Source organism: Pseudokordiimonas caeni, assembly GCF_026719705.1.
GTDB classification, from domain to species: Bacteria; Pseudomonadota; Alphaproteobacteria; order Sphingomonadales; family Kordiimonadaceae; genus Gimibacter; species Gimibacter caeni.
On record NZ_JAPPRR010000002.1, the window covers coordinates 866762 to 889765 of the forward strand.

Below are 23004 nucleotides of genomic sequence, written 5' to 3' on the forward strand. Positions count from 1 at the left end.
GCCACGGGGCGTTGTCAGCACCTTTCCGGCCATGAGCTTTGCATCACCCCATATGGACGCAGCCTTGGCGCTGGCCGAGGCAGCAGCAGAAGCCGGCGAGGTGCCTGTCGGCGCCGTCATTACCGGCCCCGATGGTCAGGTGATCGCGCGCGCCCATAACCGGGTTGTCACCGACCATGACCCGACGGCGCATGCCGAGATGCTGGTGATCCGCGAGGCGGCGGTCAAGCTTGGCAGCGAACGGCTGGAGGGCTGCGACCTATATGTGACGCTGGAGCCCTGCGCCATGTGCGCGCAGGCCATCGCCTTTGCCCGCATCCGGCGGGTCTATTATGGCGCGTCCGACCCCAAGGGCGGCGGCGTGGCGCACGGCGCGCGCATCTATAACCAGCCGACCACGCACCACAGGCCCGAGGTCTATGACGGCATTGGCGAGGCACGGGCTGCCAAAATTCTGAAAGACTTTTTCAAGGCGCGGCGCTAAACTCCTGTCATGCAAGGGGAAACGCCAGAAGATTCCGGGGGAATCGACGCTTTGGGCGATGACCTGGCCGGCCTGATCGATCAGGCTTGGGCCTTCGCCCGGGAAAGCGTCTTCAAGCTGGACCGGATCATCGAGGCGGCAGCCGTGGTTGCCGCTGTGCTCCTTGCCTTTGTCCTGTGGCGGCTGGCCCGCAATGCGGTCATGAAAGCCTTCGGGGACCATGCTTTCGTCCAGAAACTGAGCCATCTGCAGCTTGGTTCCGTGGCGCCGATGGCATTCACACTTTTGCTGATCTGGACGGCGCAGCTGTTGCTCGGACCGCTGATCAAACACACCTATGTGCTTGATCTGGCGGCCAGCCTGATCGCTGCGTGGGTGGTGATCCGCATCGCGGTGAGTGTGATCCGCAGCCGCGAGATTGCCCGGCTTGTCGCCTTCCTCGCCTGGACGGTGGCGGCGCTCAATATCGTCGGGCTCCTCACCCCCATCGCCACGGTTCTTGATACGGCGGTCATTCCGCTGGGCGACGGCGGGATCAGCCTTCTGGACATCATCACCGGCATCACCACCTTCGCGCTCCTCATCTGGGGTGCGCTGGTGCTGGCGCGCCTGATTGACGGCCGCATCCAGACGATCCACGGCGTCCCGCCAAGCGCGCGGGTACTGATGAGCAAGACAAGCCGGATCGTGCTGCTGACGATCGCGGTTCTGACCTCGCTGAATGCCAGCGGCATCAACCTGACGGCCCTTGCGGTTCTCGGCGGTGCGCTCTCTGTCGGTATCGGTTTCGGCTTGCAGAAGGTGGTCGGGAATTTCATTTCCGGGCTCATTCTCCTTATGGACCGGTCGATCAAGCCGGGTGATGTGATCGAGGTTTCGGGCACCTATGGCATCATCAATAAGCTGGCGGCGCGTTACACGTCCGTGATCACGCGGGATGGCACCGAATATCTGATCCCGAACGAGGACATGATTACGCAGCCGGTGATCAACTGGTCGCATAGCGATCTCCTTGTGCGGCGCAAGGTGCCCTTGCAGGTGTCCTACGAATCGGACCTGCAGCTGGCCATGAGCTTGATGGCCGCTGCCGCGATGGAAGAGGACCGCGTGCTGAAGGTGCCCGAGCCCCGCACGCTGCTGCGCGGGTTCGGCGAAAGCGGCGTGGACCTCGAACTGCGCTTCTGGATCAACGACCCGCAAAACGGGGTCGCCAATATCTCAAGCGCCGTGATGATGCGCATCTGGGACAAGTTCCACGCGGAAGGGATCAGCTTCCCCTATCCGCATATGGTTGTGGATTTAAGAAAAGAGGCTGACGAGTAAGGGTTACGGCAGACGTTATATCAACCCGGTCTTTCAAGAGGGGGAGGGACTGAAATGAATATCGGACGTTTTATCCTGTCAGTAATAGCCGCCTATATCGCCTTTGCGGTGCTTTTTACCGTGGCGATGACTTTCGTCTTTCCGGGCATGATGGTCGCGTTTGCCGACCTGATGCGTGCGCCGGATGATCCGATGATGATGTGGGCTTATCTCGGCCATCTTGTGCAGACAATCGTGCTCGTCTGGTTCTTCGAAAAAGGCTTCGGCACGAAGGACCTGATGAAGGGGGCCATCTTCGGGGGCATGTTCGGCGTCTATGTCGCCGCAACCGGCTTCGTGATGTATATGTCCTTCAAATGGCCGACCGAATATATGGTCACCCAGATGATCGTCGATGTCGTGATCTTCGCGCTCGTCGGTGTGGTGCTTGCACTTGTCCACAAGCCGAAGGAAGCCTGACTGATCAGGCTTCGATCTTGTGAAACGCCAGGAAGTGCCGGACCACCGCGTCCGGCGCTTCCACCTGTGGATAGTGGCCTATCCCCGAAAGCTTCGTGACCCGAAGCTTGACGAGGATGCGGCTCAGCCCCTCGATCATGTGACGACCCGATACAGGGTCATCAAGCCCCCAGATCGCAGCCATTGGCATCGTGGTGCCCTTGAGGGCTCCGACCCAGCGGGTGGCCTGTTCGCGCCGCTCGGCGATGTAGCGGATGCGCCGCGCGATGGCGCCGCGTCCGTTGCGACCCATCATGCTTTTCCAGAACATGGCAAGTTCGTCAGCCGTGGGGCGTGTCTCCGCGCCGAAGACATTGGCGAAGGCCTCAAGGAACTTCTCCTTCGGCATCACGCGCGCATAGAAGGGGCCGAGCCACGAGGCGAGCTTGAGCTGAGCTTCAACCGGCCGATGCAGCGCCGGGATCAGCCCACCGTTCAGGAAGCAGGCAGACAGCAGTTTGCAGGCGGCGGTGCGCTCCGCCTGTCGGGCGATCAGTTCCTGCACGATAGTGGCGCCAACATCATGGCCAAGCGCGTGATATGTGGCGTGGCCGAGCGATTGGAGCAGCGCGTCCATCGCCTCCGCCGTTTGCCGCACGCTTGCCGCACTGCCGCGCGGGTTTTCGCTGAAACCACAATCCGGCATATCCGGGATGATCAGCGTGAAATGTTTTTCAAGCGCGGGCGCAACCCAGGCCCAGTCGTGGCCAGAGGTCGGGAAGCCGTGCAGCAGCAGAAGGGCAGGGCCGGAGCCGCTCACCCGGTAGAAAATCCGGTGGCTGCGCCATTTGAATCGCTCGCCCCCTTCAGCCCAGGTGTCGAGATCGATCGGTGGCGGCGTCATGAAATTCCCCTGCTTGTTGATGTTTCAGCGCCGCCGCCTCTTGGGCTCGGTCCGCCGGTAGAAGTCGGGCGGCTTCGAGCCGACCCATGTGATAAAGTCCATGATAGCCGGTTCGGCCAACAAGGTCTCGAAGGAAGAAAGGCGTCAGGTGAGTTCGGTGTCGCTGAAAAGTGTGTTGATTTTGCGGTAGCCAATCGGATTCAAGGGCACCGTCGCTCGCCCGCCTTTCGATTTCGGCACCAGATGGTGCCATTCCACCTTTTCCCGAATGGCCGGTCGCAAAGCGGGCAGTCCTAGAAGCCCGCGATCTTGCTCAAGGCTCATCGCCGTCCCGGAAGCGTTGCAGGCGCCCGGCCGCCTGCAGGCGCTTTGCGGCTTCTTCCAGTTTCGGCAAGGCCCATTCCTGTTCGCGCCGGATCACATGATGGAAAGGGATGGTGCGGAATATGCGGACATCCATCCGGTCCAGCACGTCGCGCGGCAGGGTCTCAAGCCTGCCCTCGATCATCAGGCCATACCGCACGCGACGACTGTCCAGCAGCGCCACCAGCTGACCGGGCTTTTCATACGGGACCGGCGAGATGCGGAACTGATGGGCAAGGCTCGCGAAGAACGCGAATCTCGAGGGGATGGCCACCGGGCGACCGATGACGAGTTCACCGAGATCGGCACCGCCCGGCACCGCCTCGGTCTTAAGCGCCAGCCAGTGTATCTGAACGCGGAGCATCGGGGTCGAAACGGCGACGATATTGGGATGCGATGACAGGTAGCCCGAATAGCGCATGGCTTCCCCATCATAGGTGCCAAGCAGCAGGCCCTTCTCGCTGCGTGTCAGGGAAGCATCGATCAGCTGCAGGCAAATCCCGGCCTCGGCATAAAGCTCGGTCATGATTCGCCGGACGGTCGGGGCGTCCACATGTTCCTCGGACGGCACGGCAATCCGCATGCAGGGGGAAGGCGCCTCGACGGCGCCTGCTGTGTTGGCGCCAGAGACGACAAGAAAGCAGCAAAAGACCAAAGAGAGGAGGCGGGCGTTCATTGCGTGCCTCCTGATTTCATAGGGTCAGGCCGAATAGTTGCTGTCATCATCCGGGCGCTGGGTCTCTTCCTTCAGCCAGTCGATGAAGTCCTGGACACGTTCGCTTTTGACCTTGTCGGCGGGGTAAACAATATAATGGGCAAAGCCCACCGGGACGGCCTCACCAAACAGGCGGACAAGGCGGCCGGCTTTCAGGTCTTCGGCCGCAATGGCCGAGCGGGCAAGCGCGATGCCACGCCCGGCAACGGCGGCCTCGATCGCCAGCGAGTGGGTGTTGAAGTGAAGGGCAGGCATGCCGTCCATCAGTTCAACATTCGCCGCGCGCAGCCACATGGCCCATGAAGGGGCGCTGTCGTCCTCGCTGAAACTGTCGTCATGGATCAGGGTCTGGGCCGTGAGGTCAGCGGGTTCGTCCAGTTTGATCCCGGAAGCCAGAAGATCGGGGCTGCAGACCGGGAACACGGTTTCGCGGAGCACCTCTTCCGCCACCAGCCCCGGATATTTTCCGGCGCCGTAACGAATGGCGAGATCCACGTCTTCCGCCTTGAAATCGGTAAGCGCGAGGGACGCCGAGATTTTTACGATGGCATCCGGTCGGCGCTCGTAATAGCTCGCCAGTCGCGGCACCAGCCATTTGGACGCGAAAGACGGCGATACGGCCACCTTGATCACGGTCGAGGATTTGGAGCTCGTCAGCACGCTCACCGCTTCCTCGAGCTTCTCAAAAGCTTCCCGGAGCGGGGTCAGCGAAAGCTGCGCAGCCTCGGTCAGCACGAGCGAACGGTTGGTGCGGCGAAAGAGTTCAACGCCGAGCACATCCTCGAGCGAGCGAATCTGTTGGCTGATGGCGGCGGGGGTAACGGCCAGATCGTCGGCGGCGCGCTTGAAGCTCATGTGGCGGGCGGCGGCATCGAAGGCACGCAGGGCGTTGAGGGGCAACATCGAGCGTTTCATATGAGGCGGGCCTTCTCGCGATCTGGGCGTTTCGGATTAGATATTCTTATTGCAGGCCATCATAAGAAATTGCCGAAGCGAGGTCCAGCGGGGAAATGTGTTGCTCTCAAAGGCTTGATGTAGCGGCCCCTTCGGGATCAGAGGCCGCTTGAATCATAGCTCGCAAGGGCGGCGTTTTCCTGAAAGCTCAGGTGAATGCCGCATTCGGTCTTGGCCTGGCCGCGCCAGCGGCCGGCCCGGTCTTCCTCGCCTTCGCCCACGCGGTCGGTGCAGGGCATGCAGCCGATGGAGCGGAAGCCTTCGGCCACCAGCGGATGTTCGGGCAGATCATGCGCCTTCATATAGGCGGCGATGTCTTCCTTCGTCCAGTAGGCGAGCGGATTGACCTTCACGCGATTGTCGCCCGCTTCGAAATGCGGGAGTGCGGCGCGCAGCCCGCCCTGGAAGCGCTTGCGACCCGATGCCCATGCATCATAGCCCTCAAGCGCCTTTTCAAGCGGCACGACCTTCCGGATGAAGCAGCAGCCGTTGAGATTCTGGCTCCAGAGAATGCCCTTGGGGTCGCGTTCGGCTAGGTCGGATGCCTCGGGTGTCAGGGTGATGACATTCGTCAGGCCAAGGCTTGCAATCAGCGTATCGCGGTAGCGCTTGGTTTCCCCGAACAGTTTGCCGGTATCGAGGAAAAGGATCGGAATGTCCTTCGAGACCTCGGCGGCCAGATGCAGGAGCACCGCCGATTCGGCCCCGAAGGACGAAACGAGCGCGAAGCGATCACCGTAACGGGCGAGCGCGGCGCGGATCACTTCGCGCGGGTCTTCGGTTTTCACCTTGCCTGCCAGATAGGCGGCTTCGGCGTCCGCATCGAAGGGCGCGGCTTCTATGGCGGCAAGCGCGGTCACGATACCCTCCGGGTGTCGGCCTGATCGTGGCGCTGGCGCAGGATGCTGATGCCGCCCTGTGCGTCGCTTTGATAGACATGTTTGTAACGGTTGACGGCGCGGACAAAGGCCTCGCGGCGTTCTTCGGGCACTTCGCTGGTGTTGAAGCCGGCGCGCAGCAGGAACTGAGCCTGATCGGGGATCACATGGCCGATGGCGCGGATATCGCCATTGAATCCATAATCCTTGCGGAGGCGCACCGCGAGCGAGAAGCCCCGACCGTCCCCGAAGCCGGGGAAGCGGATGGCGGCGAAGCTCGCATAATTGCCGATGCCAGCAAGATCGCTGTGGGGCGTCTCGGTTTCAATCAACACGCCAAGACGTACACCTTTTTCCTCGAGCAGGCTGCCGGCCTCGTCCTTCAGGCGGCCGAGCGGCACCAGCCACTCGCCAGCCTCGTCGGGCAGCGCGCCGTCTTCGAGGATGCGCCATACGGCAACATCCTCGCCGGTTTGAAGATCAACGTGCGCCATAAACGGCCTCCTTGAATACATCGGGGCCGAGGCGGCGATAGGCGGCGAGGAAAGTCTCGCCCTCCTTGCGCTCGCCCATATAGGCGGCAACCACCTTTTCAACCGCGTCGACAATGCCGTGCTCATCGAAACCGGGGCCGAGGATTGCGGCTTTCGACGCATCTTCCTCGCCCGAGCCGCCAAGCAGCAGCTGGTAATTTTCCTCGCCCTTGCGGTCCACACCCAGAATGCCGATGTGGCCGGCATGGTGGTGACCGCACGAGTTGATGCAGCCTGAAATCTTGATCTTCAGCTGGCCGATATCCTCCAGCCGCTTCAGGTCGTCGAAACGGTTGGTGATGGCCTGCGCGATGGGGATCGAGCGGGCATTGGCGAGGGCGCAATAATCAAGGCCGGGGCAGGCGATGATATCGGTCAGGAGCCCGACGTTGGCAGACCCGAGGCCAGCCGCATCGAGCTTTTGCCAGATGGCGACGAGATCGCGTTTTGCCACATGCGGCAGGATCAGGTTCTGCTCGTGGCTGACGCGGACTTCATCGTGTGAATATTCTTCGGCGATGTCGGCCACAAGATCCATCTGGGCGTCGGTGGCGTCGCCCGGGATGCCGCCATGCGGCTTCAGGCTGATCGTTACCGAGACATGGCCCGGCACCTTGTGGGCGAAGGTATTATTCTTCACCCAGGCGCGGAACCGGAAGTCGGCAGCGGCCAGCGCATCAAGCCCGGCGTCTTCGTCGGCCAGCACCGGCAGTGGCGGCGGGGCGAAGAACTGGCGGATGCGGACCACTTCCTCCGCGGGCACATCGATGAAGCTTGCCCGGATCGCTTCATATTCTTCCTCGACAAGGCGCTTGAATTCCTCGGTGCCGGTATCCTCGACGAGGATCTTGATGCGGGCCTTGTATTTGTTGTCGCGGCGGCCCTGCTCGTTATAGACGCGCAGGATGGCCTCGAGATACGACAGCATCTCGCTTTCGGGCACGAAGTCGGCAATCGTCTTGGCGATGACGGGCGTGCGGCCCATGCCGCCGCCGACCAGCACTTCAACGCCCAGCTCACCCGCTTCGTTCTTTTTCAGCACAAGGCCGATATCGTGCCATTTCACGGCGGCGCGGTCCTTCGGCGCACCGGTGATGGCGATCTTGAACTTGCGCGGCAGGAACGAGAATTCAGGGTGGAAGGTGGACCATTGCCGGATGATTTCGGCCGTGGCGCGCGGGTCGGCAACCTCGTCGTGCGCCGCACCGGCGAACTGGTCTGTCGTCACGTTACGGATACAGTTGCCGCTTGTCTGGATGGCATGCATCTCGACCTCGGCGAGCTCCGCGAGGATATCGGGTGCGTCCACCAGTTTCGGCCAGTTATACTGGATATTCTGGCGCGTGGTGAAATGGCCGTAGCCCTTGTCATACTTGCGCGCGATATGGGCAAGGCGCCGCATCTGACGGCTGTTCAGCGTGCCATAGGGTACCGCGACGCGCAGCATGTAGGCATGCAGTTGGAGGTAAAGGCCGTTCATCAGGCGCAGCGGGCGGAACTCTTCTTCCGTGAGTTCGCCCGAAAGGCGGCGCGCCACCTGGTCGCGGAACTCCTCGACCCGGGCATTGACCATTGCATGGTCGAAAGTGTCGTAAGCGTACATCTCAATTTTCCCAGAAAGGCGAAACCTGATAGCCGAGGTCGGTTCGCACACTCGGGCCCCTGGCTTGCATCTGTGTTTTGATATGGCCGGGGCGCACGCCGCCTTCGCCAACCTCGGCGGAGACGACCTCGACCGCCAGCACCAGATTGGCTTTCACATCGGCGTTGGCGACAGCAAGAAGGGCCGTTACCTCGTCCTCGTCATGGGCGACGATGGAATGGGTCGGCTCCACCGCCCAGCCTTCGGCTGTCAGGAACAGGACGCGGCCATCCGTCAGCCGGTTGGCGACGATCATTTGCGGACCGGAAAGCTTCTTAGCCATGGTCTTTCTCCTCCTCAGGCCGTGGCGCGGGCGGCATCGACGGCAAAGCCGATCCCGTGCGCGGCAATGTTGAGATCGGCGGCGCGGTACACGACCTCGCCAATGATCAGGAGCGCCGGGCTGGCGACGCCGTGGCGGGACACGATCTCGGCCAGATTGGCGAGCGTGCCATAGAAGCGGCGCTCGTCAGCGCGGGTGCCGTTTTCAATGACCGCGACCGGGGTCGCGGCGGAAACACCTTCACCGATAAGGCCCGCCGAAATCTCGGCCGCGGACTTGAGGCCCATATAAACGGCAAGCGTGCGGCCTTCGCCGGCGAGGCGTGCCCAATCCTTGAACTGGCCGTCCTTCAGGTGGCCGGTGACCAGTGTGATCGAGGAAGCATAGTCGCGGTCGGTAAGCGGGATCTGGGTGCGGGCGGCGATGCCCGAAAGCGCGGTCACGCCGGGAATCACCTCAACCTGGATGCCTTCGGCGCGCAGGGCTTCAAGTTCCTCACCCGCACGGGCGAAGACCATCGGGTCGCCGCCCTTGAGGCGTACAACGCGCCGCCCCTTCAGGGCATGGGTGATCATGGCGGCATGGATACCATCCTGCCCGATGCCATGGTCGCCTTCGCGCTTGCCGACAAACACCAGTTCGGCGTCGCGGCGGGCAAGGGCCAGCACATCGCGCGAAACGAGGCGGTCATAGATGATCACATCGGCCTGTTGCAGCGCGCGGTGCGCCTTGATGGTCAGAAGATCGGGATCGCCGGGGCCTGCGCCCACAAGCTGGACGCGTCCGGCCCCGGCTGGCTTGGAAAGCTCGGTCGCGCGGGCGCGGTGGGCGGCATCGATCAGGCAGCGTTCGACGGTGGCCTGATCGAGGTCGGCAAATTCGCCGGCGCGGTCATAGATATCGTCCCAGAAAAGGCGGCGGGCGGTGGCGTCGGTGACGATGGTTTTCACGCGGGCCCGCACGGCGCCAGCAGCAAGGCTGAGCGTGCCAAGTGACGGCGGCAGAAGGCGCTCAAGCGCGGCCCTGAGGCGACGCACGAAAACGGGGGCGGCACCGCCTGAGGAAAAGGCTACCTCAAGGCTGCCGCGGCTGAAGCGGGCGGGGGTCGTGAAGCTCGATTTCGCGGGCACATCGATCACATTGACCGGCAGGCCGCGATCACTGGCGGCACGGCGGGCGCGCTCGGCTGTCAGGTCGTCCTCGGGGCTGATATAAACAAGCGTTTGGCCTTCGATATCGGCGGTTTCGAAAAGGCGGTCATGGGCAGTGACTGCGTCACCGGCAAGACCGGCGGCTTCGATGGCAGCAACCGCACCCGGCGCAATCACGGTGAGGCGCGCACCCGTATCCTTCAGGAGGCCGACCTTGGCCATGGCGGCGGCATCCGATCCGACGATCAGGATTCGCTGGGCACTGGCGGTCAGGAAAACCGGAATGCTGGCCATGGTGTCTTCTCCTCGGTGCCGCTTGCCGTTCGGGCCATCGCGGCGTCACTCGCTGAACAGATTTGAGCGCTGTCGTCACTCGGGTCGGGTTTGTGGGGGCTGCTTGCTTCCCTTCAGAAAAGCATAACTTGCCCCTACACTGCCCTATGTAGGCCGCGCCCTGCATTGTCGCAAACGAGAAGATGTTGGGGGCTTCGCTAGAAAAAATTTATCGCAAAACCGTGATGTGATGCGAATTAAAAGAATTAAAATCTATAAAAAATGAAAAAACGAAACGAAATATCACTGCGGTGAGGTCGCTCAGGATATCGGTTCGGCGGGGACCGGGTTCTGCGAAAAAGCCGTGGGCGTTACCCCACGGCTTTAGAGAAGCTAATCCGACAAGCCTTACTTGGTCAGTGTCGTCAGCACCCTGTACATCTGGTCAATCGCGACCGGGATGGTGGCGACCGGCACCCGCTCGTTCAGGCCGTGCGAGAAGCCGTCGCTGTTCTTCATATAGATGGCTTCGACGCCATATGTCGGCATGCCGGCAGCGCGGTAATGCATGCCATCGGTGGCGCCCGGCGACATGGCCGGGATGATCGGCAGGCCGGGGAAATTGGCATGCACGGCATCGGTGACCGCCGTCATGATATCGTCGCGGAGCGGCGAGGCGGGGCTTTCGGTACTCTCACCCCGTTGGGTGAAGACGACGCGATCGTCATTCACGGCCTTTTGCAGGCGTTCCTGCGTCAGCGCCACGCCTTCACCGGGGAAGATGCGGCAGTTGACGGTCGCGGTTGCCGATTGCGGCAGGGCGTTTTCAGCGTGGCCGCCGGTCAGCATCGTGGCGACGCAGGTGGTGCCGGTGACACCAACATAGCTCGCCTGCTTGCGGAGCGTGGCAACGGCCTTCTTGTCCGACGGGTCTTTCGCAAAGGCTGTCATGGCCGCGCCCAGCTCACCGCCGGTGAGCGGGCCCTGGGCCTTGAAGAAGCCGAGGGTGATGTCGTTTGTGTTGACCGGGAAGCTGTAATTCTCGATCGCGGTCAGGGCTTTGGCGAGCCGGTAGATGGCGTTCGACCCCGTGGGGCGGGAGCTGTGGCCGCCCGGATCGGTGACGGTCAGATGGAAGGTCGCGTAGGTTTTTTCGGCCGCCTGGAGGCTGTAGCTCAGCACCTTGCCGTCCTCGCCGATGGTGCCGCCGCCGGCGTCGGCATTCAGCACAAATTCGGCGTCTGTCAGGTCGCGGTGATCGTTGGCGATGGCCTTGGTGGTGACCATCGAGGATTCCTCGTCCCCCGAGAAGGCGATAACGAGATCGCGGTTCGGCACATAGCCCTCGGCCTTCAGGCGCAGGAAGGTGGTGACAAGCAAGGTGACACCAAACTTGTTATCCACGATGCCACGGCCGAAGAGATAGCCGTTCTCCTCCACCATCGTGAAGGGATCGCGTTCCCAATCCTCGCGCTTGGCCTCAACCACATCCATATGGGCGGCGAGCAGGATCGGCTTCTTGGCCGCCGAGCCATCGCCCCGATAGCGCACCACAAGGGCCGCCGTTTCGCCGTGTGGCAGGATATGGATATCTTCGGCCGCAAAGCCGCCTGCCTTCAGTTGATCGGCGAGGTAAGCGGCATAGGCCGGCACCTGGCCATGGCCTTCTGCGGTGTGGAAGGTGATCGATTTTCCAAGGATTTCCTTGAAACGTTCGTTCCAGTCCGTGTCGGCCGCGAAAGCCGAGGTGGAGAGAAGAGCAGCGACCGAGGCCGCCTTCAGAAGACGTGAAATCATGAAACTATCCTATTTCTGGCTGCCGAGATTGGTCATCAGGTGATGCCAGTGATCGAGCGCGAGCGGGATGGTGGCCACCGGCAGCCGTTCATTGAGGCCATGGGCGAACATGTCGGACATCTTCATATAGATGCCACTGATGCCGTAGGTCGGCCAGCCGGAAGCGCGGTAATGCTTGCCGTCGGTGCCGCCCGATTCCATCTGCGGCAGGATCGTGAGGCCGGGGTAGGCTGCATGCACCGACGCCGTCACCGCATCCACCACATCATCACGCAGCGGCGAGGCGGGCGAGGCAGTGCCATCCCCCAGAAGCTTCCATTCGATGGCGTCGTTGCCGACAACCCCTTTGAGGGTCGCAAGCGTTTCCTCGGCCTTGGTGCCGGGGAAGATGCGGCAGTTGATGGTGGCGGTCGCCGCTTGCGGCAGTGCGTTTTCGGCGTGGCCGCCCTTCAGCATCGTGGCAATGCAGGTGGTGCCGGTGGTGCCCACATATTCAGGGCTCGCACGCAGTATGCCGAGGGCCTTTTTGTCCTTCGGATTTTTCGCAAAGGCCGTCATGGCTGCCCCGGTCTCGCCGCCGACGATGGGGCCGAGCGTGGCAAAGTAACGCGTGGTGATCTCGTTCACTTCGGCCGGAAACTCAAAGGCCTCGATTTTCTTCAAAGCGGTCGCGAGATCGTAGATTGCATTATCCTTGCGGGGACGCGAGCTGTGGCCGCCGGGGTTGGTGACCGTCATCTCGAACGAGGCATAGGTCTTTTCAGCGGCCTGGATCGCATAGGCGACCGGTGTGCCATCGGGTGCGAGCGCGGCGCCGCCTGCGTCAGAATTGAGGATATATTCGATATCGATCTTGTCGTGATAATCGTAGGAAAGCGCCTTTGTGGTTTCCATCCCGCTTTCCTCGTCACCCGTGAAGACGAGCACGAGATCGCGGGTCGGCACGAAGCCTTCGGCCTTCAGTTTCAGGAAGGTGGCGACAAGGGTGGAAACGCCGAATTTGCAATCCAGCACACCGCGGCCAAACAGGTAGCCGTCTTCCTCGACCATCGTGAAGGGCTCGCGTTCCCAGTCTTTCGGGTCGGCTTCCACCACATCCATATGGGCGGCGAAGCCGATGCCTTTTTTGCCGGAAGATCCGTCACCCTTATAGCGCACGATCATCCCGGCGGTTTCGCCCATGGGGATGATGGCGATGTCTTCATCTGTGAAGCCGCCCTTTTTCAGTTCACCGGCCAGATAGGCGGCAAGCTTCGGCACATTGCCAAGGCCTTTCGAGGTTTCGAAGGAAACGGCGGTGCCAAGGATTTCTCTGGTTTTGGCGATGTCGGCATCGCTGGCCGCGTGTGCGCTGCCCCCGATAAGGAGGGCAGCAACGGCGGCAGTGTGCATAAGGCTTTTATACATGGATCAATCCTTCAGCTTCTGCAGGGCATAGACGGTTTGCAGGGCTTCGCGGCGCGCCAGTTGCGGCAGGTTCGCGGAACCGGCATGGCCGCCTTCCATATTTTCATAATAAAGGACCGGATAGCCGAGGCTTTCGAGTTTCGCGGTCATCTTGCGGGCATGGCCCGGATGGACGCGGTCGTCCTTCGTTGAGGTATAGACGAACATTTCGGGGTAGGGCTTGCCGGCCTCGATATGTTGGTAGGGGGAATATTTGGAAATATAGTCCCACTCTTCCGGGATATCGGGATTGCCATATTCGCCCATCCACGAAGCACCGGCCAGAAGCTTGTTGTAGCGCTTCATGTCAATCAGCGGCACACCGCAGATGATGGCGCCAAAGAGGTCAGGCCGCTGGGTCAGCATCGCCCCCATCAGGAGCCCGCCGTTGGAGCGGCCCTGAATGCCGAAGTGCGGGGTGGAGGTGAGGCCCGAGGCGATCATGTCTTCCGAAATGGCGATGAAATCATCATAGGCGCGCTGGCGGTTTTCCTTCAGCGCGGCCTGGTGCCACGCCGGGCCATATTCGCCGCCGCCCCGTATGTTGGCGAAGGCAAAGGCGCCGCCGTTCTTGACCCAGAGTTTCGACACGCCGGAGAGATATTGCGGGGTGATCGAAACCTCGAACCCGCCATAACCGAACATCAGGGTCGGCGTGGTGCCGTCCATCGGCGCATCTTTCGGGCGGATCAGGAAATAGGGTACCTTGGTGCCGTCTTTCGAGGTGGCGAAATGCTGCTCGGCGACCAGATTTTCGGCATCGAAGCGAGCCGGCAGGCTTTGCACTGTTGCCACCGTATCACCGCCAGCGGCATCGAGTGCATAAAGCGTGGTCGGCATCAGGAAGCTTTCAACCGTGAAGAGCGTCGCATCGGTGTCCTCGTCGCTCGTCAGGCTGGTGATGGCGGCATTATCCGGCAGGTCAACGCTCGTGAGCGTGAAGCCGTCGCCTTCCAGCCGCGCTACCTTCAGCCGTGCTTTTACATCCTCGATCGCGGAGACAAGGATGCGGTCGCGGCCGAGGGCGATGCTGTTGATCGATTCCTTTTCGGAAGGCGAGAAGATGGTGGTGAGGCTGTTGCCGGCGGTGCCGCCAAGGGCGTCCGATACTTTCAGCGCGACCAGATCGCCGGCCTTGGCCGACGCGCCTTCGGGTGACCAGTCGGCACGCAGGGTGAGGATCACCCAGTCGCCCACATAGCCCTGCAGCCCGATGGTTCGGGGCAGTTTCAGTTCCTGCGGCTTGCCATCGACGAGCAACCAATGCGCTTCGGTGAAGAAGTCGGGGGCCGAGACGATACCGATATGCTCGCCGTCCAAACGATGGGACGAATAGGCCTGTGACGATACATCGTCGACGCTGCCTTCGAACACCAGTTCAGCACTATCGAGCGGGGTGCCGCGCTTCCAGCGGCGCACCTGACGCGGATAGCCGGATGTCGTGAGCGTGCCTTCGCCGAAATCGACGGAAACGAGCAATGTGTCTGCGTCTTCCCAAGTTACGCCGCCCTTGCTTTCAGGGGTGGCGAAGCCGCCATCTACAAATGACTTGGCCTTCAGGTCGAACTCGCGGCGCACAGTCGCGTCGCTGCCGCCGCGCGACAGGTTGAGGATGCAGCGGTCGCCAAAGCAGTCCTTGCCCTTCCAGACCCAGTTTTCATGCTCCGCTTCCGCAAGCGCATCGAGATCGAGAAGGGTTTCCCATGCCGGGCTGCCGATTTTGTAGCTGGCCCAATCGGCCACGCGCCACAGGCCGCGGACATTCTTGTCGTCCTGCCACAGCTCATAGACCTTGCCGTGCGAAAGGCTCGCGGGGGTGATTTTGTCGGGCGATTCGTAATCGGCCTTCAGTTCATCGACGAAGGCCTGATAGCGCGGATCGGCGTCCAGCACCTTGGCCGAGGCAGCGTTCTTTTCGGTGACCCATTCAAGGGCCTTTTCGCCTTCCACTTCCTCGAGCCACAGATAGGGATCGGCGGCTTCGGTCATGGCGGCAGTCTCCGGCGTTTCGGAAGTCTTGGTGTCGGCGGCCGGTTCACAGGCGGCGACGAGGCATGCGGCGGCGGTGGCGGCCAGCAGGCGTGCGATGGTCATTGGTGTCCCCCCAATATTTTTATGGTCGTGCGGTCAGAAGTGATCCTTGCGCGTCCTGACTTCCGCGAAGATGCGGGGCAGCGGCGCGCCGATCATGCCGACTGTATCCTGCAATTCTTCGCTTGAGGCACGCAAGAAGGGATTGGTCGCTTTCTCTATACCAATCGTTGAGGGCACGGTGGGCTTGTTGGCAGCCCGGAGCGCCTTCACCTCGTCCATGCGGCGGACAAGGGCCTTATTGTGCGGCTCGATGGTCAGGGCGAAGCGGCCATTGGCTTCGGTATATTCATGGGCGCAAAAAACGCGGGTTTCATCGGGCAAAGTTATAAACTTCGACAGGGAAGACCACATCTGGTCGGCTGTGCCCTCAAAAAGCCGGCCACAGCCCATCGAAAACAGGGTGTCGCCGCAGAAAAGGGCATCGTTATCGGCAAAATGATAGGCGATGTGGCCGGAAGTATGGCCCGGAACGTCAAAAACGCGGGCTTCGTGGTCACCTAGGGCCACGATGTCACCGTCCCCTACCGCGATATCGAGCCCCGGGATACGGTCGCGTTCCGCCGCGGGGCCGATGATGCGGGCCTCATGCGCCACCTTCAGGGCAAGATTGGCGCCGGTATGGTCAGCGTGGTGATGGGTGTTGAAGATATGGGTCAAGGCCCAGCCCCGCTCCGTGAGGGCTGCCTCCACGGGTTCAGCAACCGCCGGATCGACCACCGCCGTCTCGCCGCTCACTGCGTCGTGCAAAATATAGACATAATTGTCCCTTAGGACGGGAATCTGGACGATCTCAAGCACACCGAACTCCTTCGCAGAGCCTCCCACAGGGCTCGCATGCTACGGGCAAAAAGCCCCCCGGTGCAACGGGATAAACCCGATGTGATGGCGCGCCCGCCCAAGGGGCCAACCTTGACCCGAAAAGGGGAAACGGATAGCGTGCACCGAACGTTCCGGCCGGTTGCCGGGCCCTCAAGCGGATGCCATTTTGATGACAGCGCCTGCCTTCCTTTCCAAGCCCCGTATTGCCGTGATGGCCCCGTGCCTCAATGAAGAGGCCGCCATCGGCAAGGTGGTTGCCGATTTCCGGCGCGAACTGCCGGATGCCACCATCTATGTGTTCGACAATCGTTCGGACGATCGCACCCGCGAGGTGGCGGCCGAGGCCGGGGCCGTGGTGCACAAGGTTTACAAGCGCGGCAAGGGCAATGTGGTGCGGCGCATGTTCCGCGAGGTGGATGCCGATATCTATATCATGATCGACGGCGACGCGACTTATGACGCCCCGTCGGTTCACAAGCTCCTTGAAGTTTTTGAAAGCGAACGGGCCGACATGGTGTGCGGTGCGCGCGTCAGCGAGGAGGAAGCGGCCTACCGCTTCGGCCACCGCTTCGGCAACCGCATGCTCACTGGCCTTGTCGCCTCGGTGTTCGGGGCTGACCTGCGCGACATGCTGACCGGCTACCGGGTCATGTCGCGGCCCTTTGTGAAATCCTTCCCCGCCCTGTCGCAGGGTTTCGAGATCGAAACCGAACTGACGATCCATGCGATGGAGCTGGACCTGAAAGTGATCGAGGTAGACACACCCTATGTGGAGCGCCCGGCAGGATCGGAATCGAAGCTGCATACGATCCGCGATGGTATCCGCATCCTTCGCACCATCCAGTGGCTGGTAAGGGCTGAACGACCCCTGCAGTTTTTCTCGACCCTTGCAGCGATTTTTGCGGCGGCGTCTGTCATCGTTGGCATTCCGGTGCTGCTGGAATTTCTGGAAACGGGCCTCGTGCCGCGCCTGCCCACGGCGATTGCCAGCATGGGTCTGATGATGACGGGGCTTCTCAGCCTTTTCACCGGCCTTATCCTCGCGATGGTGGCCATGGCGCGAAAGGAAATGCGATCGCTCGCTTATCTTGGTGTGCCGCGCTTTGGCGAGGCGACCGCCACAGGCCGGGACGCATGACAGCGGGCGGACGCGCCGTCCTTGGCGAGCTTTTCCGCTTCTCCATCGTGGGCGGTATCGGTTTTGTGGTGGATGCCGGGGTGCTTTATGCCCTGCTGCCCTTTTGCGGCTTCTATCTCGCGCGGGTCGGATCGATCCTTATGGCGGCAACCGTGACCTGGTGGCTCAACCGCCGCTTCACCTTCGAGGCGCGCCGCAGCATGGCGGCCCATCACCAGTGGGGCCGCTTCATTGCCGTCACCGGGATCGGCGGGCTGATCAATTTCAGCGTCTATTCGCTGCTTGTCGCCACGTTGCCGGTTGTCGCGAGCTTTCCGATCATCGGGGTGGTGGCAGGTACGCTCACTGCCCTTGGCTGGAATTTTACCATGAGCCGCCGTCATGTTTTTTAAGGCAAACTCCACCTTCCTCGCCGCTTTCCTGACGGCGGTGATCGCTTTCCTCCTGTTCCTCGGGGTCAATGGCGGGCTTATCTTCTTTTTCGACAGCTGGGGCTATTTCGGCGGCGCCGAGGTACTGTTCAAGCATCTGCGCGGGGTGGACCTGACGGGCGGTCTCTCCTTCCTCGGGCGGTCGATCTATTACGGCCTCCTGATGCAATGGGAGCTACGCCATGCGCCGTTCGCCCCCGTGCAGATTCTGAGTACGGCCTATATGCTGGCGCTGACGGCGGATCTTGTGCTGGGTCGTGGGCGGCCTTGGGTAGCCGCAGCCATCACTGCGGTTGTCGCACTTCTCACGCCGCTGCCCTTCTTCGTGATCAACGCGATGCCGGATGTCTATGCCGGGCTCGCGGTTCTCGGTGTCGCGCTGGTCCTTGTGTACGGCGAGCGGATGAGCGGGATGCAGCGGGCGGGTGCTGTCGCGGTCATGATCCTTGCCGTTCTCTTTCACCAGACGCACCTCATCCTCGTTGGCGGATTTGTGGCCATCGCGCTGCTGGGGTTTGCGACCCTCGCCCTCTCCCGGAGGATCAGGAGCCTGAAGCCCTTCACGGTGCGGCTGGTGCCGCTTGTGATCGTTGTGCTTGCCGGGATCGGCGGGGACGTGGCGTTCCGCGTGGGGATGGAGGGCATCCAGGGTGAGGAACCGATGCGCCGCCCCTTCATCCTTGGCCGCATGATTGCCGACGGGCCGGGCTACCGGTACTTGAAGGCGCATTGCCCCGAGGAAGGCTGGGTGATGTGCGATCACATGCAGAACCTGCCGATCAATATCGACTGGTTCCTGTGGTCCGCGCATCCCGACCGGCGGGTCTATACCGCCATGACACGGGCCGAGCGCCGCCAGCTGGAGCGCGAGGAGTTTACCCTCGTCGGCCGTATCATTGCGGCCGAGCCCGGTGCGGTGCTGGCGTCGGCCGGCGACAACTGGCAGCGCCAGCTGGATATGTTCACGGTGGAAGATTTCTATTACGGGCAGATGGTGCCGGGGATCGAGAAGAATTTCGGTCCGCTCGCCGGCGACATCCGCGCCCAGCGGATCGTGACGTCGAAGCCGCTGCTGGCTGACCTCTCCCGCTTGCAATTGTGGATCGTTTACGCGGCGTTCGCGGGTCTCATCTGCCTGTCAGTCCGCCCGCACGATGGCGGCGGGGAGGATGACAGGTTGTTCCGGCTGTTCGCGGGGCTTCTGGTCTGTGGGCTGCTCATGAACGGCGCCGTGTGCGGCATGCTGTCGGAACCACACCACCGCTATCAGGCGCGGGTTATCTGGCTGCTGCCTTATGCTGCGATGCTCTATGGGGCGCTCTGGTGGCGCTGGCGGGGGTTGAGGCCTAGCGCCTGAACCAGGCACCGACCTGCAGGGTGACGGTTGTGCCGTCGCGGTTTTCACCCTTCGGCGCCAGGTGCCAGTCCCAGCGGGCGATTTCCTCCGCGGGCCAGTCGGCGATCAGATCATTGGGCACGGTTTCGTGGGGCCTTGGGCCTAGTGCATCGGTTTCTTCCCGCATCACATCCGTAATCAGCAGCACCGGGCAATCGGCGGCCTTTAGGGCATCAAGATGCGCGGCGACGAGGGCGCGCCGGGTGGCCTTGTCCTCGTCGCTTTCGGGCGGGCTGTCGATGAAGGGCAGGGCAAGCTGCGACAGGAGATTGACGCTGACAATCATCCCCGCGCCTGCCACCGGCACGGGGGCCAGGGCGGGCGCCTCGACCGCCGCCCCGTCCTTCGCCTGCGCGTAAGGCCGGATCAGGCCTGTCACGTCATGCAGCTCAAAGCCGAGATTATCGTAAGCCCTGAGCCTCTTCCGCATCGCAGGCAGGCGCACGGCATCGATGAGGAGGGCACCTGCGGGGTGGGCATCCAGCGCGCCGAGCGGCAGATCGAGCCCGAGCCCGGCGCCAAGGACGACGATGGGTTCAGCCGGATCGGCAAACCCGAGGTGATCCCTGATGATGTCCCGCGTGCGGGTCAGGTGCGGCGCCCATGCCTCGGCCTGCCGGCGGTGCCGCGCCTGAATGCCGATGGCTTCATCGACAAGCCCCAAGGCCCGCGCGCCGGGCACGGCAGAGGCGAAGAGGCGGGCAAGATAATCCGTGATCATGGGCGCGATCATATCCGGCGCCCGAGGGGTGCGGAAGCGGCTATTTCGTCAGCTTCTGGGTCAGCGGCACGGGGCCATCCACCGCTTCGCCGACGGGCAGCGCACGGTAGAAGCAGCTTTCATAACCCACGTGGCAGCAGCCGCCGCCGGCTTGTTCGACGACCAGCCACAGGCTGTCCTGATCGCAATCGGTGCGGAAATCGATCACCCGCTGGATCTGGCCGGAGGTGGCACCCTTGTGCCAGAGCTCGCCCCGTGAGCGGCTCCAATAATGCGCTTCACCGGTGGCGATGGTACGCTCGACCGCTTCCTCGTTCATCCATGCCTGCATGAGCACAGTGCCCGAAGCGGCATCGGTGGTGACAACGGGAATGAGCCCGCGCTCATCATATTTGAGCGCGAGCGTCAGGCCATTTTCGACCGCAGCACGGTCGCTTCTGTCAGCGTTTTGGATGGCCATCAGGCGTCTCAGGCACCACCACGCGGTTGTTGCGCGCGGACGAGATCCCAGAACTGGCGCTCGACACGCTCTTCCTTGAACACGCCGCGGAACTGGCGGGTGGTGGTGAACACGTCGCCGTGCTTCACGCCCCGGCAGGTCATGCACTGGTGCGTGGCATCGACAACCACCGCCACGCCCTTGGGCTTCAGGTGCTTTTCGATGGCATTGGCGATTTGCGCCGTCATCGTCTCCTGCGTCTGCAGGCGGTTGGCATAAGCCTCCACCACGCGGGCGAGCTTGGAGATGCCGACGACCGAGCCATCGGGCATATAGGCCACATGGGCCGTGCCGGACACGGGCACCATATGATGCTCGCAGTGGCTTTCGACCTTGATGTTACGAAGCACCACCATGTCGTCATAGCCTTCAACTTCGGCAAAGGTGCGGGCGAGGATTTCGGCAGGGTCTTCCTTGTAGCCCTTGAAGAATTCCTCATAGGCCTTCACCACGCGCTTGGGCGTATCGAGAAGGCCTTCACGGGTGGGATTGTCACCCGCCCAGCGGATCAGGGTACGGACCGCGGCTTCCGCCTCGGCCCGGCTGGGGCGAGATACGGTTCCTTGCGGGAATACCTTCAGTTCAGGGTCTTCGACCCTTTCAAGTACGGCATCCATTCGGATATCCTTTCGTCTACGGAGGGCCTCGTGGTAACCGCCTGCCTTCCGAAATGGGAAGTTGGCGGTGCGTTGAACCAGAGACCGAAATGCCTGTCTCCCCTTTTACGCAGGCCATCCGACGATGGATGACCGGCCGGGCGAAACAGGCCGGAGGCAGCAGCGCGCTACCTGACCTTCAGTGTGCCTCCAAGCGGCGGCACACACAAGTGTGTTCATATATGGGGGCGGATGGCCCTTGTGCAAGGCTCAAAGCGGCTTTAAGGGATTGGCCATGGCCGAGCTTTACACCAAGGAAATCCTGCGCCTCACCACGCGCATCCCGCTGACCGAGCGTCTGGCGGCGCCCGATATCACGGTCGTGAAAACCAGCCGCCTGTGCGGCAGCCGCCTCACCGCTGATGCAACCCTCAAGGACGGGGTGATCACCCAATTCGGGCAGGAAGTGAAGGCCTGCGCGCTCGGACAGGCCACCGCCGCCATCGTCGGCGGGCGCGTGATCGGGCTCGATAAAGCCACGTTCGAGGATATCAACGCCCGCTTCCGCCATATGGTGGCCACCGGTGTTGCCGACTTCCCCGAAGCCTGGGCCGACCTCGCCCTCCTCGCCCCCGTCAAGGACCACCCCGGCCGCAAGGGCAGCGTGATGCTGCCATTCGACGTGCTGGCGGAGGTGTTCGGGGTTTAGAAGGTTAGGTCAGAGCTCCATCAGCCGTTTGATCTCGCGGTAAACGTTGGCACCTTCGGGTACGCACTCAAAGGTTGGAACGGGCGGCGCGCCTGACCAGAAGCTCAAGGACCCACTGTTGGCACTCGCTAGGAACGACGGTGCCGCACCGAACTGGATCGTTCCGAAGTCATCTGAATGTTGCTTGAAATTCAGTTCCAGCGATGGGCCGATCGGGACAGATTTTGTACCTGACCGACTGATGATAATTGCTCGTTTATCGGTCAAACCGTAGACCGTCCGCTTTCGCCTCCAAGCATCCTGTAAAAACCGTCCGAACAGTAGGTAGGCCCCAACTGCCAGAAAAATCAGTGGGATAATGGAGAATGGGAAGGGCGTATTATTCTGCACATTCTCTTCTCCTGAGAGCAGGATGCCGACTGGGACTATCAGCCAAATGAGCGAGAAAGGAATCAAGAAAGCGTCTTGTCCCCTCAGCTTCAATCCTTGGTCAGGTTGTCCCGACCAGATCAGTTTTTCCTTGGATGAAAGCTCGATATCGAGTTGAGGAAAAGGGCTTCTCATATAGTTTCTTGGCTCCATAAGCTCTAAATCGGCAGGCTAGCCGACTGGAACAAAGAAGCAATCGAAATGCGCGAGTAATTACTCGATATACTGGCTTACCCACGCCGAGATGATGCGGGCGACATAGATGCCGTCTTCGGCGCGGTCCATCAGCAGGTGGTCGGCCTTGTCGAGCGAGACGAAGCTTTTGGGGTGTTTGGCGGCATCGAAGATACGGCGGGCGTGATCGACGCCGACGGTGGCATCGATGGGCGAATGCATCACCAGAAGGGGCTTTTTGAGTTTCGCGATATGGTCGTGCACGGACTGCGCCCGTACATCCTCGATAAACTGCTTTTTGATGCGGAAGGGGCGGCCGGAAAGGTTCACCTCGGCCTCGCCTTCCGTTTCGATCGTCTCCAGATGCTGGCCGAACTGTTTGAGCACATTTTCGCTATCCGCCGGGGCGCCGATGGTGGCGACCGCCTTCACCTCTGGCACGCTGCCGGCAGCGACGAGCGTGGCGGCACCGCCGAGGCTGTGGCCGAGCATGATGGCGGGCGCGGCAAGCTCGGCCCGCATATGGTCGACGGCCGCGATCAGGTCCGCGACGTTCGACGAAAAATTGGTGTTGGCGAAATCGCCGTTCGATAGCCCAAGTCCGGTGAAATCAAACCGGAAAAGCGCGATCCCTTCGGCATTCAGGGCGCGGGCGATGCGGTTGATGGCGTTCAGGTCTTTCCCGCAGGTGAAGCAATGGGCGAACAGCGCATAGGCGCGGGGTGTGCCTTCGGGCGCATCGAGCTTCGCGGCGAGATCATGGCCCTGGCTGCCCTTGAAGATGATTTTCGTGGCCGGCATCGCGCGTCTCCCG

The 23004-nt window shown here is 61.9% G+C and carries 25 protein-coding genes; 7 read left to right on the forward strand and 18 right to left on the reverse strand.

The window, feature by feature from the left end:
- Positions 1-31 precede the first annotated feature (31 nt).
- Genes OU694_RS12965 through OU694_RS12975 form a run of 3 tightly spaced genes read left to right on the forward strand, consistent with a single transcriptional unit; the run spans position 32 to position 2266 of the window.
- Positions 32-484, forward strand: coding sequence for a nucleoside deaminase (locus tag OU694_RS12965; RefSeq protein ID WP_308911429.1), 453 nt, complete (start codon positions 32-34; stop codon positions 482-484).
- Positions 485-535: 51 nt separating this feature from the next.
- A complete protein-coding gene (locus OU694_RS12970) occupies positions 536-1807 on the forward strand; it encodes a mechanosensitive ion channel family protein (RefSeq protein WP_308911430.1) in 1272 nt (423 codons plus the stop codon).
- Between the two features lie 54 nt (positions 1808-1861).
- Positions 1862-2266: a hypothetical protein gene (locus tag OU694_RS12975; RefSeq protein WP_308911431.1), complete on the forward strand. Its 405-nt coding sequence runs from the start codon at positions 1862-1864 to the stop codon at positions 2264-2266.
- Positions 2267-2270: 4 nt separating this feature from the next.
- On the opposite strand, the gene OU694_RS12980 is transcribed toward OU694_RS12975, so the two are convergent.
- The 13 genes from OU694_RS12980 to gloB all read right to left on the reverse strand — a co-directional run bounded on the left by OU694_RS12980 (position 2271) and on the right by gloB (position 16076).
- The gene (locus tag OU694_RS12980; RefSeq protein ID WP_308911432.1) at positions 2271-3149 is read right to left on the reverse strand and encodes an alpha/beta fold hydrolase; all 879 of its coding nucleotides are present in this window, start codon (positions 3147-3149) and stop codon (positions 2271-2273) included.
- A 144-nt stretch (positions 3150-3293) separates the two neighbouring features.
- Entirely contained in the window at positions 3294-3431 is a 138-nt protein-coding gene (locus OU694_RS12985; RefSeq protein ID WP_308911433.1) for a hypothetical protein, read from the reverse strand.
- Positions 3432-3462: 31 nt separating this feature from the next.
- A complete protein-coding gene (locus OU694_RS12990; protein WP_308911434.1) occupies positions 3463-4188 on the reverse strand; it encodes a hypothetical protein in 726 nt (241 codons plus the stop codon).
- 24 nt (positions 4189-4212) lie between these two features.
- A complete protein-coding gene (gene gcvA, locus OU694_RS12995; protein WP_308911435.1) occupies positions 4213-5142 on the reverse strand; it encodes a transcriptional regulator GcvA in 930 nt (309 codons plus the stop codon).
- A gap of 137 nt (positions 5143-5279) precedes the next feature.
- On the reverse strand, positions 5280-6041 hold the full coding sequence (locus OU694_RS13000; protein ID WP_308911436.1) for a phosphoadenylyl-sulfate reductase: 762 nt from the start codon (positions 6039-6041) through the stop codon (positions 5280-5282).
- On the reverse strand, positions 6038-6553 hold the full coding sequence (locus OU694_RS13005; RefSeq protein ID WP_308911437.1) for a DUF934 domain-containing protein: 516 nt from the start codon (positions 6551-6553) through the stop codon (positions 6038-6040). The genes OU694_RS13000 and OU694_RS13005 overlap by 4 nt, the downstream gene beginning before the upstream one ends.
- Positions 6540-8195, reverse strand: coding sequence for a nitrite/sulfite reductase (locus tag OU694_RS13010; protein ID WP_308911438.1), 1656 nt, complete (start codon positions 8193-8195; stop codon positions 6540-6542). Before OU694_RS13010 ends, OU694_RS13005 begins: the two co-directional genes overlap by 14 nt.
- 1 nt (position 8196) lies before the next feature.
- Positions 8197-8517: a DUF2849 domain-containing protein gene (locus OU694_RS13015; RefSeq protein WP_308911439.1), complete on the reverse strand. Its 321-nt coding sequence runs from the start codon at positions 8515-8517 to the stop codon at positions 8197-8199.
- Positions 8518-8531: 14 nt separating this feature from the next.
- Positions 8532-9962, reverse strand: coding sequence for a siroheme synthase CysG (cysG, locus tag OU694_RS13020; RefSeq protein WP_308911440.1), 1431 nt, complete (start codon positions 9960-9962; stop codon positions 8532-8534).
- 387 nt (positions 9963-10349) lie between these two features.
- A complete protein-coding gene (locus OU694_RS13025; protein ID WP_308911441.1) occupies positions 10350-11738 on the reverse strand; it encodes a M20/M25/M40 family metallo-hydrolase in 1389 nt (462 codons plus the stop codon).
- Between the two features lie 9 nt (positions 11739-11747).
- On the reverse strand, positions 11748-13145 hold the full coding sequence (locus OU694_RS13030) for a M20/M25/M40 family metallo-hydrolase (protein ID WP_308911442.1): 1398 nt from the start codon (positions 13143-13145) through the stop codon (positions 11748-11750).
- Between the two features lie 3 nt (positions 13146-13148).
- The gene (locus OU694_RS13035) at positions 13149-15278 is read right to left on the reverse strand and encodes a prolyl oligopeptidase family serine peptidase (protein WP_308911443.1); all 2130 of its coding nucleotides are present in this window, start codon (positions 15276-15278) and stop codon (positions 13149-13151) included.
- A gap of 33 nt (positions 15279-15311) precedes the next feature.
- Positions 15312-16076, reverse strand: coding sequence for a hydroxyacylglutathione hydrolase (gene gloB, locus OU694_RS13040; protein WP_308911444.1), 765 nt, complete (start codon positions 16074-16076; stop codon positions 15312-15314).
- 190 nt (positions 16077-16266) lie between these two features.
- Between gloB and OU694_RS13045 the strand changes: the two genes are divergently transcribed.
- From OU694_RS13045 to OU694_RS13055, 3 genes are read left to right on the forward strand one after another with little or no spacing between them, the layout of a single operon-like run.
- Positions 16267-17235: a glycosyltransferase family 2 protein gene (locus tag OU694_RS13045; protein WP_308911445.1), complete on the forward strand. Its 969-nt coding sequence runs from the start codon at positions 16267-16269 to the stop codon at positions 17233-17235.
- A complete protein-coding gene (locus OU694_RS13050) occupies positions 17232-17627 on the forward strand; it encodes a GtrA family protein (protein WP_308911446.1) in 396 nt (131 codons plus the stop codon). Before OU694_RS13045 ends, OU694_RS13050 begins: the two co-directional genes overlap by 4 nt.
- Positions 17617-19023, forward strand: a complete 1407-nt coding sequence (locus OU694_RS13055; protein WP_308911447.1) for a hypothetical protein — start codon at positions 17617-17619, stop codon at positions 19021-19023. Before OU694_RS13050 ends, OU694_RS13055 begins: the two co-directional genes overlap by 11 nt.
- On the opposite strand, the gene OU694_RS13060 is transcribed toward OU694_RS13055, so the two are convergent.
- From OU694_RS13060 to folE, 3 genes are read right to left on the reverse strand one after another with little or no spacing between them, the layout of a single operon-like run.
- Entirely contained in the window at positions 19013-19795 is a 783-nt protein-coding gene (locus OU694_RS13060) for a hypothetical protein (protein ID WP_308911448.1), read from the reverse strand. The genes OU694_RS13055 and OU694_RS13060 overlap by 11 nt on opposite strands.
- Before the next feature lie 28 nt (positions 19796-19823).
- Positions 19824-20243 (reverse strand): phosphoribosyl-AMP cyclohydrolase, encoded by a 420-nt coding sequence (gene hisI, locus OU694_RS13065; RefSeq protein ID WP_308911449.1) that lies wholly within the window; start codon positions 20241-20243, stop codon positions 19824-19826.
- 8 nt (positions 20244-20251) lie between these two features.
- The gene (gene folE, locus OU694_RS13070) at positions 20252-20899 is read right to left on the reverse strand and encodes a GTP cyclohydrolase I FolE (protein ID WP_289504787.1); all 648 of its coding nucleotides are present in this window, start codon (positions 20897-20899) and stop codon (positions 20252-20254) included.
- Positions 20900-21173: 274 nt separating this feature from the next.
- Here folE and OU694_RS13075 point away from each other — a divergent pair, with 274 nt between their 5' ends.
- Positions 21174-21587, forward strand: coding sequence for an iron-sulfur cluster assembly scaffold protein (locus OU694_RS13075; RefSeq protein ID WP_308911450.1), 414 nt, complete (start codon positions 21174-21176; stop codon positions 21585-21587).
- Positions 21588-21596: 9 nt separating this feature from the next.
- Here the strand turns inward: OU694_RS13075 and OU694_RS13080 are convergent, their stop codons facing one another.
- Together OU694_RS13080 and OU694_RS13085 are read right to left on the reverse strand one after the other, a co-directional pair.
- Positions 21597-22151: a hypothetical protein gene (locus OU694_RS13080; protein WP_308911451.1), complete on the reverse strand. Its 555-nt coding sequence runs from the start codon at positions 22149-22151 to the stop codon at positions 21597-21599.
- Between the two features lie 78 nt (positions 22152-22229).
- Positions 22230-22991 (reverse strand): alpha/beta hydrolase family protein, encoded by a 762-nt coding sequence (locus OU694_RS13085; RefSeq protein WP_308911452.1) that lies wholly within the window; start codon positions 22989-22991, stop codon positions 22230-22232.
- Positions 22992-23004 lie beyond the last annotated feature (13 nt).

Bases quoted from the DNA above. Each gene is read 5' to 3' on its own strand.
- OU694_RS13010 (WP_308911438.1), bottom strand. From the start codon at position 8,195: ATGTACGCTTACGACACTTTCGACCATGCAATGGTCAATGCCCGGGTC.
- OU694_RS13030 (WP_308911442.1), bottom strand. From the start codon at position 13,145: ATGTATAAAAGCCTTATGCACACTGCCGCCGTTGCTGCCCTCCTTATC.
- OU694_RS13055 (WP_308911447.1), top strand. From the start codon at position 17,617: ATGTTTTTTAAGGCAAACTCCACCTTCCTCGCCGCTTTCCTGACGGCG.
- hisI (WP_308911449.1), bottom strand. From the start codon at position 20,243: ATGGCCATCCAAAACGCTGACAGAAGCGACCGTGCTGCGGTCGAAAAT.
- OU694_RS13060 (WP_308911448.1), bottom strand. From the start codon at position 19,795: ATGATCGCGCCCATGATCACGGATTATCTTGCCCGCCTCTTCGCCTCT.
- OU694_RS13075 (WP_308911450.1), top strand. From the start codon at position 21,174: ATGGCCGAGCTTTACACCAAGGAAATCCTGCGCCTCACCACGCGCATC.
- OU694_RS13025 (WP_308911441.1), bottom strand. From the start codon at position 11,738: ATGATTTCACGTCTTCTGAAGGCGGCCTCGGTCGCTGCTCTTCTCTCC.
- OU694_RS12965 (WP_308911429.1), top strand. From the start codon at position 32: ATGAGCTTTGCATCACCCCATATGGACGCAGCCTTGGCGCTGGCCGAG.
- OU694_RS13085 (WP_308911452.1), bottom strand. From the start codon at position 22,991: ATGCCGGCCACGAAAATCATCTTCAAGGGCAGCCAGGGCCATGATCTC.
- OU694_RS13080 (WP_308911451.1), bottom strand. From the start codon at position 22,151: ATGAGAAGCCCTTTTCCTCAACTCGATATCGAGCTTTCATCCAAGGAA.
- OU694_RS13045 (WP_308911445.1), top strand. From the start codon at position 16,267: ATGACAGCGCCTGCCTTCCTTTCCAAGCCCCGTATTGCCGTGATGGCC.
- OU694_RS13015 (WP_308911439.1), bottom strand. From the start codon at position 8,517: ATGGCTAAGAAGCTTTCCGGTCCGCAAATGATCGTCGCCAACCGGCTG.
- cysG (WP_308911440.1), bottom strand. From the start codon at position 9,962: ATGGCCAGCATTCCGGTTTTCCTGACCGCCAGTGCCCAGCGAATCCTG.
- OU694_RS12990 (WP_308911434.1), bottom strand. From the start codon at position 4,188: ATGAACGCCCGCCTCCTCTCTTTGGTCTTTTGCTGCTTTCTTGTCGTC.
- OU694_RS12975 (WP_308911431.1), top strand. From the start codon at position 1,862: ATGAATATCGGACGTTTTATCCTGTCAGTAATAGCCGCCTATATCGCC.
- OU694_RS13050 (WP_308911446.1), top strand. From the start codon at position 17,232: ATGACAGCGGGCGGACGCGCCGTCCTTGGCGAGCTTTTCCGCTTCTCC.
- OU694_RS13035 (WP_308911443.1), bottom strand. From the start codon at position 15,278: ATGACCATCGCACGCCTGCTGGCCGCCACCGCCGCCGCATGCCTCGTC.
- folE (WP_289504787.1), bottom strand. From the start codon at position 20,899: ATGGATGCCGTACTTGAAAGGGTCGAAGACCCTGAACTGAAGGTATTC.
- OU694_RS13005 (WP_308911437.1), bottom strand. From the start codon at position 6,553: ATGGCGCACGTTGATCTTCAAACCGGCGAGGATGTTGCCGTATGGCGC.
- OU694_RS12980 (WP_308911432.1), bottom strand. From the start codon at position 3,149: ATGACGCCGCCACCGATCGATCTCGACACCTGGGCTGAAGGGGGCGAG.
- gcvA (WP_308911435.1), bottom strand. From the start codon at position 5,142: ATGAAACGCTCGATGTTGCCCCTCAACGCCCTGCGTGCCTTCGATGCC.